This is a genomic window from Exiguobacterium sp. BRG2, assembly GCF_031844245.1.
Classification (GTDB): domain Bacteria; phylum Bacillota; class Bacilli; order Exiguobacteriales; family Exiguobacteriaceae; genus Exiguobacterium_A.
Genome location: NZ_JAUZUW010000001.1, coordinates 337,326 through 354,174, shown reverse-complemented (window position 1 = coordinate 354,174; position 16,849 = coordinate 337,326). Strand labels below are relative to the sequence as shown.

General features: G+C 47.6%; 22 protein-coding genes. 3 read left to right on the top strand and 19 right to left on the bottom strand.

The window, feature by feature from the left end:
* Positions 1-2: 2 nt before the first annotated feature.
* The 4 genes from Q9R23_RS01830 to Q9R23_RS01815 all read right to left on the bottom strand — a co-directional run bounded on the left by Q9R23_RS01830 (position 3) and on the right by Q9R23_RS01815 (position 2,798).
* Entirely contained in the window at positions 3-593 is a 591-nt protein-coding gene (locus Q9R23_RS01830; protein WP_290755429.1) for a redoxin domain-containing protein, read from the bottom strand.
* A 126-nt stretch (positions 594-719) separates the two neighbouring features.
* Positions 720-1,481 carry a pseudouridine synthase gene (locus Q9R23_RS01825; RefSeq protein WP_023467688.1) on the bottom strand — a complete coding sequence of 254 codons (762 nt, stop codon included), beginning with the start codon at positions 1,479-1,481 and terminating at the stop codon, positions 720-722.
* On the bottom strand, positions 1,481-2,053 hold the full coding sequence (gene scpB / locus Q9R23_RS01820) for an SMC-Scp complex subunit ScpB (protein WP_056060419.1): 573 nt from the start codon (positions 2,051-2,053) through the stop codon (positions 1,481-1,483). Before scpB ends, Q9R23_RS01825 begins: the two co-directional genes overlap by 1 nt.
* The gene (locus Q9R23_RS01815) at positions 2,043-2,798 is read right to left on the bottom strand and encodes a segregation/condensation protein A (protein ID WP_035408886.1); all 756 of its coding nucleotides are present in this window, start codon (positions 2,796-2,798) and stop codon (positions 2,043-2,045) included. The genes scpB and Q9R23_RS01815 overlap by 11 nt, the downstream gene beginning before the upstream one ends.
* A gap of 92 nt (positions 2,799-2,890) precedes the next feature.
* Between Q9R23_RS01815 and Q9R23_RS01810 the strand changes: the two genes are divergently transcribed.
* Positions 2,891-3,355 carry a DUF309 domain-containing protein gene (locus tag Q9R23_RS01810; protein ID WP_311246315.1) on the top strand — a complete coding sequence of 155 codons (465 nt, stop codon included), beginning with the start codon at positions 2,891-2,893 and terminating at the stop codon, positions 3,353-3,355.
* A gap of 17 nt (positions 3,356-3,372) precedes the next feature.
* Here Q9R23_RS01810 and Q9R23_RS01805 read toward each other — a convergent pair whose 3' ends face one another.
* The 11 genes from Q9R23_RS01805 to Q9R23_RS01755 all read right to left on the bottom strand — a co-directional run bounded on the left by Q9R23_RS01805 (position 3,373) and on the right by Q9R23_RS01755 (position 12,473).
* On the bottom strand, positions 3,373-3,720 hold the full coding sequence (locus tag Q9R23_RS01805) for a GNAT family N-acetyltransferase (protein ID WP_214855243.1): 348 nt from the start codon (positions 3,718-3,720) through the stop codon (positions 3,373-3,375).
* Between the two features lie 152 nt (positions 3,721-3,872).
* A complete protein-coding gene (locus Q9R23_RS01800) occupies positions 3,873-4,400 on the bottom strand; it encodes a type 1 glutamine amidotransferase domain-containing protein (RefSeq protein WP_035398198.1) in 528 nt (175 codons plus the stop codon).
* Positions 4,401-4,498: 98 nt separating this feature from the next.
* Positions 4,499-4,936 carry a peptidylprolyl isomerase gene (locus Q9R23_RS01795; RefSeq protein WP_023467682.1) on the bottom strand — a complete coding sequence of 146 codons (438 nt, stop codon included), beginning with the start codon at positions 4,934-4,936 and terminating at the stop codon, positions 4,499-4,501.
* A 103-nt stretch (positions 4,937-5,039) separates the two neighbouring features.
* Positions 5,040-6,044 (bottom strand): S66 family peptidase, encoded by a 1,005-nt coding sequence (locus Q9R23_RS01790; protein ID WP_290755422.1) that lies wholly within the window; start codon positions 6,042-6,044, stop codon positions 5,040-5,042.
* An 82-nt stretch (positions 6,045-6,126) separates the two neighbouring features.
* Entirely contained in the window at positions 6,127-6,771 is a 645-nt protein-coding gene (locus Q9R23_RS01785) for a hypothetical protein (RefSeq protein ID WP_311246314.1), read from the bottom strand.
* A gap of 106 nt (positions 6,772-6,877) precedes the next feature.
* Positions 6,878-8,179, bottom strand: a complete 1,302-nt coding sequence (locus Q9R23_RS01780; RefSeq protein ID WP_311246313.1) for a pyrimidine-nucleoside phosphorylase — start codon at positions 8,177-8,179, stop codon at positions 6,878-6,880.
* Between the two features lie 47 nt (positions 8,180-8,226).
* The gene (locus Q9R23_RS01775) at positions 8,227-9,039 is read right to left on the bottom strand and encodes a purine-nucleoside phosphorylase (protein WP_029341181.1); all 813 of its coding nucleotides are present in this window, start codon (positions 9,037-9,039) and stop codon (positions 8,227-8,229) included.
* A gap of 18 nt (positions 9,040-9,057) precedes the next feature.
* Entirely contained in the window at positions 9,058-10,230 is a 1,173-nt protein-coding gene (gene deoB / locus Q9R23_RS01770) for a phosphopentomutase (protein ID WP_311246312.1), read from the bottom strand.
* A gap of 118 nt (positions 10,231-10,348) precedes the next feature.
* A complete protein-coding gene (gene xerD / locus Q9R23_RS01765) occupies positions 10,349-11,233 on the bottom strand; it encodes a site-specific tyrosine recombinase XerD (RefSeq protein ID WP_311246311.1) in 885 nt (294 codons plus the stop codon).
* A gap of 125 nt (positions 11,234-11,358) precedes the next feature.
* Positions 11,359-11,841, bottom strand: a complete 483-nt coding sequence (fur, locus tag Q9R23_RS01760) for a ferric iron uptake transcriptional regulator (protein WP_023467675.1) — start codon at positions 11,839-11,841, stop codon at positions 11,359-11,361.
* A gap of 101 nt (positions 11,842-11,942) precedes the next feature.
* Positions 11,943-12,473: an NUDIX domain-containing protein gene (locus Q9R23_RS01755; protein ID WP_035408909.1), complete on the bottom strand. Its 531-nt coding sequence runs from the start codon at positions 12,471-12,473 to the stop codon at positions 11,943-11,945.
* Positions 12,474-12,640: 167 nt separating this feature from the next.
* Between Q9R23_RS01755 and Q9R23_RS01750 the strand changes: the two genes are divergently transcribed.
* Positions 12,641-13,495, top strand: coding sequence for an aldo/keto reductase (locus Q9R23_RS01750; RefSeq protein WP_290783954.1), 855 nt, complete (start codon positions 12,641-12,643; stop codon positions 13,493-13,495).
* A 67-nt stretch (positions 13,496-13,562) separates the two neighbouring features.
* A complete protein-coding gene (locus Q9R23_RS01745) occupies positions 13,563-14,222 on the top strand; it encodes a type 1 glutamine amidotransferase domain-containing protein (RefSeq protein WP_023467672.1) in 660 nt (219 codons plus the stop codon).
* Positions 14,223-14,288: 66 nt separating this feature from the next.
* On the opposite strand, the gene Q9R23_RS01740 is transcribed toward Q9R23_RS01745, so the two are convergent.
* The 4 genes from Q9R23_RS01740 to Q9R23_RS01725 form a co-directional block, all read right to left on the bottom strand.
* Positions 14,289-14,906 (bottom strand): hypothetical protein, encoded by a 618-nt coding sequence (locus tag Q9R23_RS01740; protein ID WP_311246310.1) that lies wholly within the window; start codon positions 14,904-14,906, stop codon positions 14,289-14,291.
* Positions 14,907-14,986: 80 nt separating this feature from the next.
* Positions 14,987-15,523, bottom strand: coding sequence for a PadR family transcriptional regulator (locus Q9R23_RS01735; RefSeq protein ID WP_311246309.1), 537 nt, complete (start codon positions 15,521-15,523; stop codon positions 14,987-14,989).
* 162 nt (positions 15,524-15,685) lie between these two features.
* Positions 15,686-16,270 carry an NUDIX hydrolase gene (locus tag Q9R23_RS01730; RefSeq protein WP_311246308.1) on the bottom strand — a complete coding sequence of 195 codons (585 nt, stop codon included), beginning with the start codon at positions 16,268-16,270 and terminating at the stop codon, positions 15,686-15,688.
* Positions 16,267-16,848 (bottom strand): CDP-alcohol phosphatidyltransferase family protein, encoded by a 582-nt coding sequence (locus tag Q9R23_RS01725; RefSeq protein ID WP_023467668.1) that lies wholly within the window; start codon positions 16,846-16,848, stop codon positions 16,267-16,269. Before Q9R23_RS01725 ends, Q9R23_RS01730 begins: the two co-directional genes overlap by 4 nt.
* Position 16,849: the final 1 nt, after the last annotated feature.

Here is a 16,849-nt window from a genome sequence, read left to right as displayed (position 1 = left end):
CGTTACTCGTTCGCCTTCTTCACCATCTCTTCCAGCTTCGCTTGATCAATCTCACCTTCGTATTTCTCGACGACCTCACCTTTTTTGTTGATGATGAACGTCACAGGTAAGTTGTAGATCCCGTAAGCCTTCTCGACCGAACTATTCGTATCCATGAGGATCGGATAGTCCGTTCCGCCGATATCCTTGATGAAGCTTGAGACACGAACCGGTGTTTCTCCGACATTGACCGCTACGAAATTGACACCTTGATCCTGCATCATCTGATAGTTGTCATTGATCAAAGGCATCTCTTTCTTACATGGTTCACAGAATGTCCCCCAGAAATTGAGTAAAAGTCCTTTTCCTTTGTATTCATCCATTGAGTGCTGTTTCTCACCGTATAAATCGACGAGCGCGAAACCAGGAGCATCATCGCCTGCCATGACACGACCGTTTTTATCACGTGTCGCTTGATCGACGAATTGCATGATGACAACTGCGCCTGCAAACAAGACCATCGTCATGATCATCAGACGCCAGAAGGAGCGTTTCTTCTTTTTTTGCTGGGCTGCTGCTAAGCGTTCTTCCGGATTTTGTTTTGTTTTTTTCATATTTTACCGCCTCCACCCATATTGTACTTGAAATCGCTTAAACGTTGATAAAATGTGAAATTCGTTAATCGTTTTGTCACAAAAAAAGAAAACTCAACCCGGAGGATGAGCTTCTCGCTTTACAAATTAACGTTTTTTTGTGTTCTTACGTCTTTTCGTAGGTGGAGCGGCTGGATCCGCTAGCTCACGCAATTGATTGACTTCTTTTTTTGAAAGTTCTCGCCACTCGCCAGAAGTAAGACCTGCCAGTGTCAAGAAACCGAACTGTTCACGTTTCAACTTCAAGACTTCTGAACCGAGTGTCTCGACCATTTGACGGACTTGGCGGTTATGTCCCTCGTAGATGACCATTTCGAGGATAGCCGTGTTTTTCTTCTTATCGATGTCACGCATCTCGACGCGTGCTTTCCCTGTCTTAAAGCCGTCCGGCAAGACGACGCCTTTTTCAAGACCTTTGACGTGGAAATATTCCGGTACGCCTTTGATTTTGACGATGTAACGCTTCGGTACCTTATACTTCGGGTGAAGCAGAAGGTTTGAGAATTCACCGTCATTCGTCATCAACAGAAGACCGCTCGTATTGTAGTCGAGACGACCGACTGGGAAGACACGATGACCTGGTGGTACGAGATCGACGACCGTCTTACGTCCTTTATCGTCTTCAACCGTCGAGACGACACCTGTTGGTTTATATAGCATGTAATAAACGTGTTCTTCCCGCTCGAGCTTGACGCCATCGACTTCGACTTCAGCACGCGCTCCAACTTTCGTTCCGAGCTCCGTGATGACTTTCCCGTTGACCTTAACGCGACCTGCTGTGATCAATTCCTCTGCTTTACGCCGTGAAGCGACACCTGCTTGTGCGATGATTTTTTGTAACCGTTCCATTAATTCACTCTCTCCTCTAATGAAGGATCATTCCGGAAGAAGAGATCTCCATCTGATTCGAACGTTTCTTCGAACTCGAGTGGTGGTAACTCCTCAATACTATTCAGACCAAAGTGGTCCAGGAAATGATCCGTCGTCTTATACAATTTCGCGCGACCAACGCCTTTGGCGCGTCCCGCTTCTTCAATCAAACCTTTTGCACTTAACGTATGGATGACGCGTTCCGTCTTGACGCCACGGACGACTTCGATATCAGCACGCGTGACGGGTTGTTTGTACGCGATGATGACGAGTGTCTCCATCGCTGCTCGAGACAAGGAGTCTTCTGCAAGCGAACCCGCATACGCCTGAATATACGGCGACATCTCTTTTCGTGTCACCATCTTAAAGACGCCACCCGACTCCACGATTTGCAACACCCGTTGCTCTGCTTCAAACATCGTCTGAAGAGCCAGTAACTGTTCACGCGCCGCCGCTTCACTGATCTCTAGTGCTTGACTGAGACCACGTGGGTCGATGCCGTCATCCCCGACGACGAATAACAAGCTTTCAATGATTTGTTCATACGCCAATCTGACTCTCCTCCTTCACCATGCTACGCAACAAAATGTCATCGGTCATTTGTTCACAATCAATGACGCGTTGCTTCACGAGTTCTAGGACGGCGAGGAAACTGACGACCAGTTCTTCGACCGTCGGCTGCTCCACAAAAAAGCCAAAGAATGTCGTACGCTCACGCGTCGCGACGTAACGGGCGACAGACTCCATCTGTTGCTCAAGCGACCGTTCTTCCCGTTTGACCGTCTTCGAACGACGTACCTTCCAAGCTTCCCGTTGGCGCATTTTTTCATAGGCACGTAATAAATCACTCAGTGATAACGTACCATTATACTCTTGTGCATCCGTGTCGAGATAACGCATCAAATCCTCTGGTTGTTTCGAAAATAGCTCAAGACGTGCCTCTTCCTTTTCTTTCAGGACGAGTGCTGCTTCCTTATATGCCTTATACTCGATCAACTGTTGAATCAGACCTTCTCGTGTCGGTTCTTCCTCGAAATCAGGAATCTCATCGTATTCCGTCTGTTCGATCGGCAAGAGTTGTTTGCTTTTCAGTTGCAACAGCGTCGCTGCCATGACAAGATATTCACTAGCAACATCTAGTTCAAGATGCTGCATCGCACGGATATAGGACACATATTGATCCGTCACCATGGAAACGGATATATCATAAATATCGATTTCTAATTTACCAACCAAGTGTAACAGCAAGTCCAGCGGGCCTTCAAACGCATCCATCTTTACACTGTATGATTCCATGATTCTCCCTGCCCATCAACGTTTTTTGCGCCTTAGTATACCATACAACTGGTGGGTTCGACTATGTTATATTCCAAGGAAGAGGTGATTCCATGAATCCGATCGAGCGATTCGTATTTGAATTCAACATCCGGCACGATTACTTCGAGTGCCATGAAATCTTAGAGGAAGTCTGGCAAGAAGGACAACGCCAGGACGAGGCGCTTGTCGGTCTGATCCAGCTGGCCGTCGCCCGCTATCATCACCGCCGCGGCAATACGACTGGGGCACAGCGGACATATGCGAAAGCATTTGATAAGATCGAACGTCACCGAGCTATGCTGATTGCGTCCGGGATCGACGTCTCATATTTGCTCGATCATCGCGACCATTTTACGGATAAGGTCTATCGGCACATCCCGTTACCTGTCTTCCCGGACGTCATCCGAACCGTCGCACTTGAAGCGACAGCACCTGATCTCGACTACGTGACGCATAAACATCGTTTGCGTGATCGTACGGATGTCGTTCTTGCACGGCAAGAAGCGCTACAAAACCGAAGAGACCGGTCCATCTAAGCCATGGACCGGTCTTTTTATTGATTTTTCCATTTGTCGACGAGGCGTTGCGTCTCTTCGGTCGCACCAATGATATCCGTTCGAAGAAGTTTGGCTGCTTCATCGAGTAGGAGATACGACATCCGTTCTCCACGGAAAGACGGTGATAATGCGATATGTTTCAATTCAGCATGGCCATCCATTAATTGAAACCCGATGACACCGACGAAATCCTCATCTTGTTTGTACAAATACAAGCGTTGGTCTTCTTCCTGTTCATAGGCTTGAACCGTTTCAAGCAAATACTTCGGATCCTTCACTTCGCACGAAAAGGCGATCAGCCCCATCGCGGTCCGTTCATTCAACTTCTTATATTTTACTAGCATGTGATTCTACACCTTCCTAATTTCAACAACTCTCAGGAGCATGAACGACTGAGACTCATTCATTCTACACCTTCTCACACAGAATTACTGCATTTTTTTCATAATCCATGAAAAAGGCAGGAGACCGTCATGTGACGTCCCCTGCATCTGAATCATGCTTGTTCTTCCATCACTTGGATGAAAGCACGCATGTAATCTGGTAGATCAGGCGGGCGACGGCTCGAGACGATATGTCCGTCGACGACAACGGCTTCATCGTGCCAAATCGCACCTGCATTCGTCATGTCATCCTTGATTCCTGGCGTACTCGTGACATTAACACCTTTTAAGATGCCAGCAGAGATCAACACCCAACCAGCGTGGCAGATTTGACCAATTGGTTGTTTGTTCTGGTCAAAATGACGCACCATGTTCAGGACAGAGTCAAAGCGGCGTAACAGATCGGGTGACCAACCACCCGGAACAAGAATCGCATCGTATTCTGCTGGATTGATCTCATCGAACGTCTTATTCGATTTGATCGGAACACCGTACTTCCCGATATACGTCTCATCTGCCTTCTCACCGACGATGTCGACGATCGCGCCTTCTTCACGTAAGCGATGGACAGGATACCATAATTCTAAATCCTCGAAGTCATTGCTGACGACTTGGATGATTCGTTTTCCTTCTAAACGCATGACAAACACTCCTTTACAAGTTGAGTTCCCTTACTGATTGTACCCGCTTCTAAAAAAAAGAAAAACTCCTCTTCAAACGTTTGAAGAGGAGCAAGAACTTATGCTTCGACGCGGATTTCTTTGATGCCAGCGCCTTGCTTCATTTTTTGTGCATGTTCGAGACCTGAAGTCACTTGTCCGAAGACTGTGTGTACACCGTCGAGGTGCGGTTGTGGCTCATGTACGATGAAGAACTGGCTTGATCCAGTGTTACGACCAGCGTGTGCCATCGAAAGTGAACCCGCTTTGTGTTTGTGTGGGTATGATGTAGACGTTTCGCAAGGAATCGTTTTTCCTGAACCGCCTGTACCGTTTCCGATTGGGCATCCGCCTTGTGAGACGAAGCCTGGGATGACACGGTGGAAGTTCAATCCATCGTAGAAGTTCGAGTTTGCAAGGTTTTCGAAGTTTTCAGTCGTGATCGGTGCTTCATCGTTGAACAATTCGAATTCGATTTTATTTCCATCTTCTAATAAGATATGACCAGTTTTTTGCATGTTTGACCAACCTTTCGTGCTTTTCAGCAAGAGATTCGTCACGATTCAAGATCGTGATTCCATGGTACAGTGTACCAAATTTCAGGACGTCGTGCAGACCTTTTTACTCGACGGCTGCCTCTAACACATCGAGTGTCACCGAATCCGTTGCTTCGACACGAATCCGAATTCCATTCGCGAGTGTCGTGACAGGATCCGTATGCCCGAAGTCCGCATCGAGAATGATCGGGAAATCATAGCCCCGCGTCGCGCGCAGAATGATGTCTTTGAGCGGGAAGTCCGGATCAAAATCGACCTTGCTCGGGAAGCGTCCGACGACGAGCGCCGCAATCTTGTCATACGCACCCATGTGTCGCAATTGCGTGAAATACCGGTCGATCGTTTCTGGTGTCTCACTTTCGTCATCCTCAAGCATCAAGACGACACCGTCAAATGATGGCAAGTATGGTGTCCCAGCAAGCAGCAAAAGTGTTCCCGTGTTCCCCGTCAGAATCGGACCTTCTGCGACGCCCGTCTTGACGATCGTGTACCCTGCATTCGGCTGATGCTCTCGTCTGCGATCATCCGCGACATCCCAGCGTAAAATCTCGTCCGTCCACTCTTCCGATGCTTCGATTCGACCGATCGGTTCCGTCTGCATGAACGTACGATTAAACGACTCTTCCGTATACGGATCAAGACCATCAAATTGACCGAACTGTGTCAGTAGCGCTGGTCCGACGAACGTCGTCAATCCTGTTTTCTGATAGATGCCAGCAAACAATGCGGTGATATCACTGTATCCGACGAAGATTTTCGGATTGTTTCGGATCAACTCATAATCAAGTTCATCGAGTAATTGGTGCGAGTTAAATCCACCGATTGTCGAGATGATCGCCTTAATCGACGGATCAGCAAACGCCATATGTAAATCTTGCAGACGTTCGCCGATCGTTCCTGCTGTATGACTATGAACAGCTGTTGCATTCGGCATCAAGACGACCTCGAACCCCATTTTTTCAAGTGTTGCGATACCGCGGGCGAGACGACGCGGTACGTATGCTGCGACAGCAGACGCCGGCGAGACGATAGCAATCTTATCCCCTTTTTGTAAGCGTGGTGGTTTCATGAAAGTTCCCCCTTATTCATTACAAGTATTTCCAGTATAACAAATCGAAAGGGAACCGCGTACTTTCATTTTTTAATCCATTTTATAGCGTTACGAACAACGAATTCCCGTCCTCCAGTAACTCACCTTTTTCCGAGACATAGTCAACCTTGACCGTCATGTATTGAAGGATCTTTTGTTCGCGCAACGACTTTGCCCACGCTGTAATCTGCGTTTTATCCTGTTCGCTTTGCTTGCGTGGAACGCTAATTAAAATCGTCGGAGCGACTTCCGTACGTAAATAAGCCTTTGAATCAAAACGCGCATTACCAAGCTGTTGAATCTTATCGTTATCAAACAGTACCACCATATCTAGTTCCGCGTTCACATCATTAAGAGTAGGCAACGTGATCCGTCGTTCTAACTGATCTTCCCAAAGTGACGCATGATACGTATCGACGAACCTTCCCGACTCCTCATCTTGATATACGAAAAACTCAGTATTCGTTTTTTCGTCAATCGCTCGTGCTGCGTACTCAAACGAAAAATTACCCATATTGTCGTAAATACTGCCAGTCACCTTCGCTGTCGGAAGATGCTTCTCTAAGTAAGTCTTTGCTTTTTGTTGTATTTCAGCCTCTCTCGTTTCATCCGAGTCCATGTCCTGTGTAAAAGCGTACGTCATCATCAATGCGCCACCCCCGATGACTCCAATTAGACTGACAATTCCAATCAACCAATGTTTCATGCACTCACCCCTTATTAAAAAAACCCATATTTTCACACCTTCAATTTTATCATAAAAAAAGAGTAGCGGACGAAGTCCACTACTCAAGTATTGCTGATTGGATTGCTTACTGAATGACAGCGTGAACGAGCGGACGTGCTTCCGGTTTCGTTTCACTGATGTGGTACGCGTGATCCATTTTTTCGATTGCTTGATCGAGTGTATCTTTGTTTGAACGAAGTGTTGCGATGACATCGCCGACTTCGACACGATCGCCGACTTTCTTGTGCAGCGTGACGCTTGCTGCGTGATCGATCTCATCTGCTTTCGTCGCGCGTCCTGCACCGAGGATCATTGCTGCAACACCAACTTCGTCAGCGATGATTTCAGAGACATAACCTGCTTTTGAAGCGACGAATGTTTTTTCGTATTTCGTTTCAAGTGCTTTTGTCATATCGTCAACGAGTGACGCGTCGCCACCTTGCGCTGCGATGAACTTCTTGAAGACGTCAAGTGCTGCTCCGTTACCGAGACGTGTTTCGAGATCCGCATATGCTTCGTCGAATGTCGGGTAGAAATCACCGAGGACCGCCATGTGTGATGCAATCGTCAAGGCGATGACTTTCAAGTCACGGACATCTTTCCCTTGAAGGACTTCGATCGCTTCCTTGACTTCGTTTGCGTTTCCGATTTCAAAGCCGAGCGGCTGATCCATGTCTGTAATGACAGCAACCGTCTTACGGTTGACACTCTTACCGATTGAAACCATCTCTGTCGCGAGTGCTTTTGCATCTTCAAACGATTTCATGAAGGCACCAGAACCTGTCTTGACGTCGAGTACGATGCTGTCTGCTCCTGCTGCGATTTTTTTCGACATGATTGAACTTGCGATCAATGGGATCGAGTTGACCGTCGCCGTGACGTCACGTAATGCGTAGAGTTTTTTGTCTGCAGGCGTCAGGTTACCCGTTTGACCGATGATCGCCATCTTAATGTCGTTGACTTGTGAGACGAACGCTTCTTCAGAAAGCTCGACGTCAAAACCAGGGAACGCTTCGAGTTTGTCGATGGTTCCACCTGTATGACCGAGTCCACGACCGCTCATCTTCGCAACCGGAATGCCGATTGACGCAACGAGTGGTGCGACGATCAGACTGATCTTGTCACCAACACCGCCTGTCGAGTGTTTATCGACTTTTTTCCCGTGGATACGTGAAAGGTCGATCACGTCGCCCGAGTTGACCATCGCCATCGTCAAATCAGCGATTTCACGATCTGACATTCCTTGATAGAAAATCGCCATCGACATCGCTGACATTTGGTAATCTGGAATCTCACCATTCGTGAATCCTTCTACCATTGCTTGAATATCAGCTGTTGCGAGTTCGCCACCGTCTCGTTTTGTTGCAATCAAATCTACCATACGCATAATCTAGTTCCTCCTCAGGAGTGTTTTGTGAGTTTTATAAACAGTCGTTACATTTTTTTGATCGAACCGCGAACGAGTGATAGGAAGTGTGCCCGGACACGTTCTGTCGTTTCGATGACTTCATCGTGGTGTAACGGTTGGTCGAGAATACCTGCTGCCATGTTCGAGACACATGAGATTCCAAGGACTCGCATATCGGAATGACGGGCAACGATGACTTCAGGGACCGTCGACATACCGACGACGTCGCCACCAAGCATCCGTGCCATCTTGACTTCTGCTGGCGTCTCATACGTTGGACCAGTGTTTCCGAAGTAGACACCTTGACGGACACGAATTCCGAGTTCATCTGCTGTTTCCTGTGCAAGACGAAGTAATTCCGCATCATACGGCTTCGACATATCCGGGAAACGTGGTCCCATCTCATCGACGTTCTTCCCGATCAATGGGTTCGTACCGAAGAAGTTGATGTGATCTGTGATCAACATCAAATCACCTGGTTCGAACGCTTCGTTACAAGCACCCGCTGCGTTCGTGACGATCAATGTCTCAACGCCAATCGCTTTCATGACGCGTACTGGGAACGTCACCATATCCATCGAATATCCTTCGTAGAAGTGGAATCGCCCTTGCATCGCAACGACTTGTTTCCCTTCAAGAGTACCGAAGACGAGTTGTCCCGCGTGTCCTTCGACCGTTGATACTGGGAAGTTCGGGATTTCATGATATGGAATCGCGATCGGATTTTCGATCTCATCCGCGAGGACACCCAGTCCTGAACCGAGAATCAATCCGATTTCCGGTTTCGCCTGCATCTTGCTTTCTAAAAACGAACGTGTTTCATTCCAGTTGACTGTCATCTGAATCGCTCCCTCGAATTATAGTTCTGTTAAAAAGCTTGTTCCGTGTGCCGGCATTTTGACACCGAAGTTTTCTGCGACCGTCGCTCCAAGATCAGCGAACGTTTCACGGATACCGAGCGGTTTTGCAACACCATTTTTATGGTAGGCAAGCAATGGTACGTATTCTCGCGTGTGGTCAGTCCCAGCATGAACCGGATCGTTTCCGTGGTCAGCCGTGATGATCAAGAGATCGTCTTCGTTTAAGCGAGCAAACACTTCCGGAAGACGCGCATCGAACTCTTCGAGTGCTTGTCCGTAGCCTTGCGGATCACGACGGTGTCCGAACAACGCATCGAAATCGACAAGGTTTAAGAAGCAAAGTCCGTTGAAATCACGATCAAGTTGATTCACGAGCTGATCCATCCCGTCCATGTTCGACTTCGTCCGGATTGCATCCGTGACGCCTTCTCCATCGTAGATATCAGCAATCTTACCGAGCGAGATGACATCAAGTCCTGCCGTCTCGAGTTCGTTCATGACCGTCCGGTCGAATGGTTTAAGTGCATAGTCGTGACGGTTCGCTGTCCGGACCCACGCTCCTGCTTCACCAAGGAATGGACGTGCGATGATACGACCGAGCATGTACGGGTCATCCCGTGTGATATCGCGTGCATATTCACAAATCCGGTACAATTCTTCTAATGGCACGACTTCTTCGTGTGCTGCGATTTGAAGGACAGAGTCTGCCGACGTATAGACGATCAGGGCGCCTGTCTCGACATGTTCTTGTCCGAGTTCGTCGAGAATTTCCGTACCAGAAGCCGGTTTATTCCCGATGATCTTCCGCCCTGAGAACTCTTCTAAGCGATGAATCAAATCATCCGGGAATTTTTCGAAGACACGGAATGGTGTATCGATCCGGAGTCCCATGATCTCCCAATGCCCTGTCATCGTATCTTTCCCTGCAGATACTTCCTGCATTTTTCCGTATGCCGCAAGCGGTGCTTCTTCAGCTGAGATACCTTCGATCGGTTCGATATGCGAGAGACCGAGTTTTGCCATGTTCGGCATGTTGAGTCCGTTGCGTTCACGCGCGATGTGACCGAGCGTATGCGAACCAAGATCTCCGAACTGTTCAGCGTCCGGTGCTTCTCCGATTCCTACGGAGTCCATGACGATCAAAAATACACGTTTAAATGATTGAGCCATTTGCTGTTCCTCCTATATACGAGCTGTAGTTGTGCGATTCCCGTTACGATTTTTCCCGGAAAGGGACTAGACAAAACGCATCATTTGTCTGAAGTCAGACCTTTAAAAGATAGAATCATCATGCCCGTGGATGATGTTTCTTATACACGTCGTGGAGTCGTGCTTTGTTGACGTGTGTATACATTTGTGTCGTCGACAAATCAGCGTGTCCTAGCATCTCTTGCACGACGCGTAGATCAGCACCATTTTCAAGAAGATGGGTCGCGAACGAATGACGCAAGACATGCGGCGTGATTTCTTTTTCGATACCGGCTTCCTTTGCCCGTCGTTTGATCATCTTCCAAAAACCTTGTCGTGACAAACGATCACCGCGACTGTTCAAGAAGACATCGTCCGTCTGTTGACCTCCGAGACTATTACGCGCGAGGTCAAGATATGTCCTGACGCTTTCAATCGACGTCGAACTCATCGGGATGATACGGGACTTGTTCCCTTTCCCGATACACGACAGATACCCTAGTTCGAGTTGCAAATCGTTCAACTTCAGTTGTAGCAGTTCGCTGACGCGCATCCCTGTTCCATAGAGAAGCTCAAGCATTGCTGCATCTCGTCGTGTAAGCGGATCGACACCGACGACCGAATCAAGCAAACGTTCGACGTCGGTTTGACTCCAGACGACGGGAAGCTTCTTCTCCGGTTTCGGTAAATCAAGATGACGGGACGGATCATGCGTCGTTAGTTCCTCTTCGACCAGATATTGATGGAACGAACGGATTGAGCTCGTCGCCCGGCGGACCGTCGATCGTGACTTGCGTGCTTCAAGCAATCGTTCAATGTGGTCGACGATATGATGTCGGTGAACCTGTTCAAACGAAGAAACTTCCGCTGTTTCGAGCGTCTGTAAGTATTGATTCAAATCATTTCGATACGCAGCTGCCGTATTCGCGGACATTTGCCGTTCAATCACTAAATAGTTGATAAATGCTTCCAGTTGTTCACGCACTGAACTCATCCTCTTCGTTTACGAAATCGCTTACTTCCCCATCATATCAAAGGTGTAAACCGTTGTGAAGAGGTCTGACCTATAAAAATTGAAAAAGAAAAACCATCCGAAATTTCCTCGGACGGTCAGACTGTTTGTGTTTGCGATTGTTCCAACGCTTCCCGAGCGTGACGCTCTTGGCAGACACGGCAGACGCCATGGAATGTCAGGCGGTGATCCTTGATTTTGAAGTGGAATCGGGACACGATTTCTTTCTCTACTTCTTCCAGCATATCGTCTAAAATCTCTTCGACGGATCCGCATTCGATACAGACGAGATGGTGATGCGAATGACTCGCACCTTCTTGTCGTAAATCAAACCGGGATACGCCATCTCCGAAGTTGACCTTATCGACGACTTCGAGCTCCGTCAATAATTCGAGCGTCCGGTAAACCGTCGCAAGTCCGATGTCGGAGTTCTTTTCTTTTACAAGGAGAAAGACATTTTCGGCACTGAGGTGATCCGACTCATGTTCGAGCAGGACACGCACAGTCGCTTCACGTTGGGGAGTCAGCTTATATCCTTTACCGCTTAGCTGTTTTTTGATGCGTTCTACACGACTTTCCATCATAGCGCCCCCTTTGTTCGAACTGATGCTATTATCATAGCTGATAATCAGTCTTTTTTCAAATTAAAATGATTATCAACTGAAAATCATTTAAATGAGAATCATTTTAAAGTACGGATCTGCCAATGCTGGATCGCCATGATCGTCTTCGCGTCGACAATCGTTCCGTTTGCAACAAGTTCGAGCGCTTGTTCAAGCTTCAATGTTTTGTTCTCAAGGAACTCATCTTCATCGAGCTGACGATCACCGGCAGTCAGACCAATCGCTTCATAGATATGTACACGTTCGCTACAGAAACCAGGCGCACCGTAGAAATCAAAGACATGTCGTAACTCTTTCGCGACGTAACCTGTTTCTTCCTTTAATTCACGTCCTGCACAATCGAGTGGATCTTCACCTTTCTCGAGTTTGCCCGCTGGTATCTCGATTGATAGACTCTCGAACGCCTTCCGATATTGTTCAACGACAATCAGATCCCCTTGTTCATCAAAAGCGATGATGGCGACGGCACCATTATGATAGACCAGTTCACGAACCGAGGTATTACCGTTCGGTAACGTGACGACATGTTTCTCGACATCAAAAACTTTTCCTTCATAGATCACTTCACGTTCAATCGTTTTTTCTTCCATCGGTAGTGTTCCCCTCTTCTATCCTAGTTTACGTTCTCTGTCATGATTAGTATGCCGTTTCCGACGTATTGCCGCAAGACTTCAAGCCGTCTTTTTCATAAGATATGATACACTAGAATGCAGAAGTTCCAAACTTACAGTTCATTTAAGAAAAGAGGGAATTGAACATGTCATTAGGATTAGGTACGATGACGATCTTAAAACGCGGACAGGAAGAAGCGGCAGCAATCCTGCGGACGGCACTCGACGCGGGTATCACCCATTTCGACACAGCGGATGTCTATGCAAACGGAGCCGTCGAATCGATTATCGGCCAAACCTTCGCGCAAGAGGATCGTAGTCGATTGTTTCTTGCCTCAAAAGGTGGCAATCGAATGAATGCGACCGGAACCGGTTGGACATGGGATCCGAGTTATGACTATCTAAAGCAAGCTTGTCTTGAAAGTTTGAATCGTCTTGAAACTCCTTATCTCGATCTGTATTACGTCCATGGCGGTACGATTGATGATGATATCGATGCGTCGATCCGCGCAATGGAAGATTTAAAAGTAGAGGGGAAGATCAAGGAATATGGTCTGTCGTCACTGCGCCCGAATGTCATCGAATATTGGCTCGAGCACAGTAATTTCTCTTACTTGATGACGCCTTATTCGTTGCTCGATCGCCGCATCGAAGAGTTGTTGCCACGCTTAAAAGAGAAAAACATCCAAGTCGTTGCCCGTGGTCCACTGGCAAAAGGACTCTTGACACATGAAAGTGCTTCACGCCTGCAGTCGGTTGATCGGTTCGAACAATTCGATAAGGAAACGCTTGAGGCGAGTCTACAAAAACTTCAAGATTTCCCGCTTCCGGCGCTTGCATTGCAAGCCATCGATCAACAGGTCGATATCGTCCTTCCTGGCGCGTCAAGCGTGTCACAGCTTCAGGCAAACGTCCAAGCGATGAAAGAGTCGATCTCGCAAGCTCAAATCGACCAGGCATTTGCTACACTGCCGGTTCATCACTATACGGAACACCGTTGAGGTTTAACTCTTCATATCTCCGGGAAACTCCTTTTTTGTAACGTTCATACAGAGGAGGAGTTTTATTATGGCTCGTATTTTAATCGTATCAACAAGTGCAGATGACATGAATGGTCACAAAACAGGATTATGGTTCGAAGAGTTCGCAGCACCATACAACCTGTTCAAAGACGCAGGACATGACGTGACGGTCACTTCGATCAAAGGTGGCGACGTCCCGATCGATAAAGCATCGATTGTCAAAGAAATCTTGCCGAAATTCCAAGATGCACGTCGTGCGTTGCACGACACGAAAGCACTCTCAGAAGTCGATCCAGCATCATTTGATGCTGTTTACTTCCCAGGTGGTCACGGTGCGGTCGTCGACTTCCCGAATAACCCACAAGTGGCAGGTGCCATTGAAGCTGTCATCAAAAAAGATGGCGTCGTCGCATCGGTCTGTCACGGTCCAGCGGCCTTCGCACACGTCATGATCGATGGCAAACCTTTCGTATCAGGTCGTCAAATCAACGGCTTCACAGACGAAGAAGAAAAATCGACAGGTCTCGAAGATAAAGTACCATTCTTGCTTGAGACGACACTTCGTGGTGAAGGCGCTACTTTCCTGACATCAGATGCTGGTAAGGAATTCGCAGTCATCGACGGCAACGTCGTCACAGGACAAAACCCGGCTTCAAGTGAAGCGGTCGCGAAACTTGTCCTTGCGAAACTTGCGACACAAGCTTAATACGATACCTTTATACAAAATGGAGCAAACGACATAACGTCGTCTGCTCCATTTTTTTGGCGTGAATTACAATCGGTGAAGTGAATCCAATCGTTCGAGATCAGCTTCAGTCTCACGTTTTTTTTGTTCGAGTCGCTTTAACTCGTCCTCGAGTTGTTGCTGTTGTGCCTGTAGCGCAGATCGTTCTTCCTCTGTAAAGGAACGAGCTACTTCTTTTTCTTTGAAATACCACCACTTTTTAATTTTCTCAGGTGGCGGTCCGAGTTCAATCTGTTGCTCGTGTTGTTTGACCTCATCTATTTGTTCAGCATGCGCCAATTGAAGCTGCTTCAATTCCGCCTCATAAGTGGCTTGTCTCGCTTCAAGAATTGGTGTGAGGTACGCGAGGATATGCGCAGTAAAGTCTCGCTTGACGACCCGTCGTAACACATCTCGCCGAAGGGAAGCTTCCGAATGACCTGAGGCATTCTCCCAAACGATTGAATCCGCTCGTTCTAGAATCTCCTCTTCTTCTGCTTCTCCGAGCCAACGTAATTTCAGCAATAATGGTTCAAGGAGTGCCTCTTCTACATACGCCGTAAATTGCGAATACGAGATCGCTTCTCGTATCAGCGGTTCTTCATGTAAGCGAAATAATGCTTCCGCCTCTTCCTCAATCCAGTCTTCATAGTCATTAAAGTACATCGATTCTCTCCTTACTAAATCCTATTACAAAATAAAACTGGCTCGAATCCGCCATCTACATGACAGTCGAGCCAGTTTTGTTAGACGTTCGCTCCGTTTTTTTTGATTTCCGCAATTGCCCAATCACACCAGTCCAAGTAATTCAACATCATACGCAAGCCGTATTCACTCGTCAAGGTCTCCCCTAGTGTCGCACCGTTCTCGAGATGATCGTGACGCCAAGTTTGCATCATCTCGACGGCAAATTGATGGTGTCGCTTCGATTCTTCTAGATAAGCGACAGCTTCCTCTGGTGGGAGAAGATGCAGGAGCGAGACCCGCATCAAGTTCTCATCCTTCATCTTCGGTTTGAATTCATTTGGTGTCCGTAACCATTCAACGAGCTCCGTACGCCCTTTATCGGTAATCGAATAGACTTTCTTGTCCGGCAAGTCTTCTTGGACGATATGAACACTCGTCACGAGCTCTGCCTCTTCCATTTTCAACAACTCTCGGTATATTTGAGTATGGTGTGCGGTCCAGAAGTGGATCATCTGTTTTTTAAAAGTCGCGCTTAAATCGTAACCGGTCGCTTCCCCTTGGGTCAGCAGCCCGAGTAGTGCAAATCGTAATGCCACTGGCTGCACCTTCTTTCCTTCTTTTGTATATATACTTAATTATCTCAAATATATCTTAATTTCGCTACTCTTGCGTCGAACGAATGTACGATTAAAAAAAGACCTACGAGCGAAATCACATTCGATCGTAGGTCTTCATGCGTTATTTCTTTCCCATTCTTTCTATTTACGTAATTGCTCGATTCCCTGTCGTACATGTCTCCAGTAAGAAGAAGGATGCGGAACGAATTGACGACGATCGAACCACTCGCCTGTCGTGTCCTGAATACGCTCGATGGACATGTCAGCGATTCGCTCAAACTGCTCGATCGAAAAAGCAATCAATCGCTTCACTTCTGTTTCCTGGAGGACGTATGCGTCTATCGCTTGATCACTTCGAGCAAGAAAGACATGGCATCGCTCACAGTCCCAGAGCGACGCATCCCGAAACTCCTCTTCCTGGATGCCAAGCGGCATCAATTGATCAAACGTACACGTCAAACCAATCTCTTCCTCGAGTTCCCGGACACCATCCTCGACTGTCTCATTCGCAAGCAAGTGACCCGCTGCCGTGATATCAAGCATTCCTGGAAAGTCCTTCTTTTGTTCAGACCGTTGCTGGAGCAGCACGACGTCCCGCTTTGGATCGTAAACGAAACAATGAAACGTTTCGTGCCACAAGCCGTTTGCGTGGACTTCTGATCGTGGATGAGGTCCGAGCAGGTTGCCCGCTCGATCCACAGTCATGATCATCTCTTGTTCACTCATCGTAACACCTTCGAAGCTTGATGGAATCGCTCCCCGACCGTATAGAGTTCAGCAATCAAAAAGACAATTGCGATCCAAATGATGGCGCTTGGGAACAGGATCATCGCTGTTAGGAATAAGAACCCTTCCGTTCGCTCGACCAGTCCCGGTTGATATTGAAACGACTTGTAGCCGTAATTTTCACTGACCGCTCCGATTGCAAGGAACATCGTCATCCCAATGACGAATGATGCGACGAGCAACAGAATAACGACCTGCGTTTCCGGAAATCGGAGTGCAAGACCAATCAGCACTGACAGCTCGACGATCCGGTCGAGAACAAGGTCGAGAATCGTGCCGATTGGAGTCGTCTTTTCTTTTCGTGCCATCGTTCCATCGATGACATCAAGCATGCCCGAGATCCACAATAAGACAATCGCCGTTCCCATCATATCGTTATAGACGAAAAAGCCCGTCGCACCACCGATGATGCCGGAGATGATCGTCACCTGTGTCGCCGATAATCCAATTTTCTTAAATAAGGTCGCCCCTTGATCAAATAGGGGTTGAACGATTTTACGCGCACGCGTATCTAACATG

Excerpts from the sequence above, each read along its gene's own strand:
- Q9R23_RS01745 (WP_023467672.1), top strand. The coding sequence starts at position 13,563 with ATGGCTCGTATTTTAATCGTATCAACAAGTGCAGATGACATGAATGGT.
- fur (WP_023467675.1), bottom strand. The coding sequence starts at position 11,841 with ATGGAAAGTCGTGTAGAACGCATCAAAAAACAGCTAAGCGGTAAAGGA.
- Q9R23_RS01775 (WP_029341181.1), bottom strand. The coding sequence starts at position 9,039 with ATGACAGTCAACTGGAATGAAACACGTTCGTTTTTAGAAAGCAAGATG.
- Q9R23_RS01825 (WP_023467688.1), bottom strand. The coding sequence starts at position 1,481 with ATGGAACGGTTACAAAAAATCATCGCACAAGCAGGTGTCGCTTCACGG.
- deoB (WP_311246312.1), bottom strand. The coding sequence starts at position 10,230 with ATGGCTCAATCATTTAAACGTGTATTTTTGATCGTCATGGACTCCGTA.
- Q9R23_RS01800 (WP_035398198.1), bottom strand. The coding sequence starts at position 4,400 with ATGCGTTTAGAAGGAAAACGAATCATCCAAGTCGTCAGCAATGACTTC.
- Q9R23_RS01725 (WP_023467668.1), bottom strand. The coding sequence starts at position 16,848 with ATGTTAGATACGCGTGCGCGTAAAATCGTTCAACCCCTATTTGATCAA.
- Q9R23_RS01785 (WP_311246314.1), bottom strand. The coding sequence starts at position 6,771 with ATGAAACATTGGTTGATTGGAATTGTCAGTCTAATTGGAGTCATCGGG.
- Q9R23_RS01830 (WP_290755429.1), bottom strand. The coding sequence starts at position 593 with ATGAAAAAAACAAAACAAAATCCGGAAGAACGCTTAGCAGCAGCCCAG.
- Q9R23_RS01750 (WP_290783954.1), top strand. The coding sequence starts at position 12,641 with ATGTCATTAGGATTAGGTACGATGACGATCTTAAAACGCGGACAGGAA.
- Q9R23_RS01805 (WP_214855243.1), bottom strand. The coding sequence starts at position 3,720 with ATGCTAGTAAAATATAAGAAGTTGAATGAACGGACCGCGATGGGGCTG.
- Q9R23_RS01790 (WP_290755422.1), bottom strand. The coding sequence starts at position 6,044 with ATGAAACCACCACGCTTACAAAAAGGGGATAAGATTGCTATCGTCTCG.
- Q9R23_RS01795 (WP_023467682.1), bottom strand. The coding sequence starts at position 4,936 with ATGCAAAAAACTGGTCATATCTTATTAGAAGATGGAAATAAAATCGAA.
- Q9R23_RS01810 (WP_311246315.1), top strand. The coding sequence starts at position 2,891 with ATGAATCCGATCGAGCGATTCGTATTTGAATTCAACATCCGGCACGAT.
- Q9R23_RS01780 (WP_311246313.1), bottom strand. The coding sequence starts at position 8,179 with ATGCGTATGGTAGATTTGATTGCAACAAAACGAGACGGTGGCGAACTC.
- Q9R23_RS01755 (WP_035408909.1), bottom strand. The coding sequence starts at position 12,473 with ATGGAAGAAAAAACGATTGAACGTGAAGTGATCTATGAAGGAAAAGTT.
- Q9R23_RS01730 (WP_311246308.1), bottom strand. The coding sequence starts at position 16,270 with ATGAGTGAACAAGAGATGATCATGACTGTGGATCGAGCGGGCAACCTG.
- Q9R23_RS01815 (WP_035408886.1), bottom strand. The coding sequence starts at position 2,798 with ATGGAATCATACAGTGTAAAGATGGATGCGTTTGAAGGCCCGCTGGAC.
- Q9R23_RS01740 (WP_311246310.1), bottom strand. The coding sequence starts at position 14,906 with ATGTACTTTAATGACTATGAAGACTGGATTGAGGAAGAGGCGGAAGCA.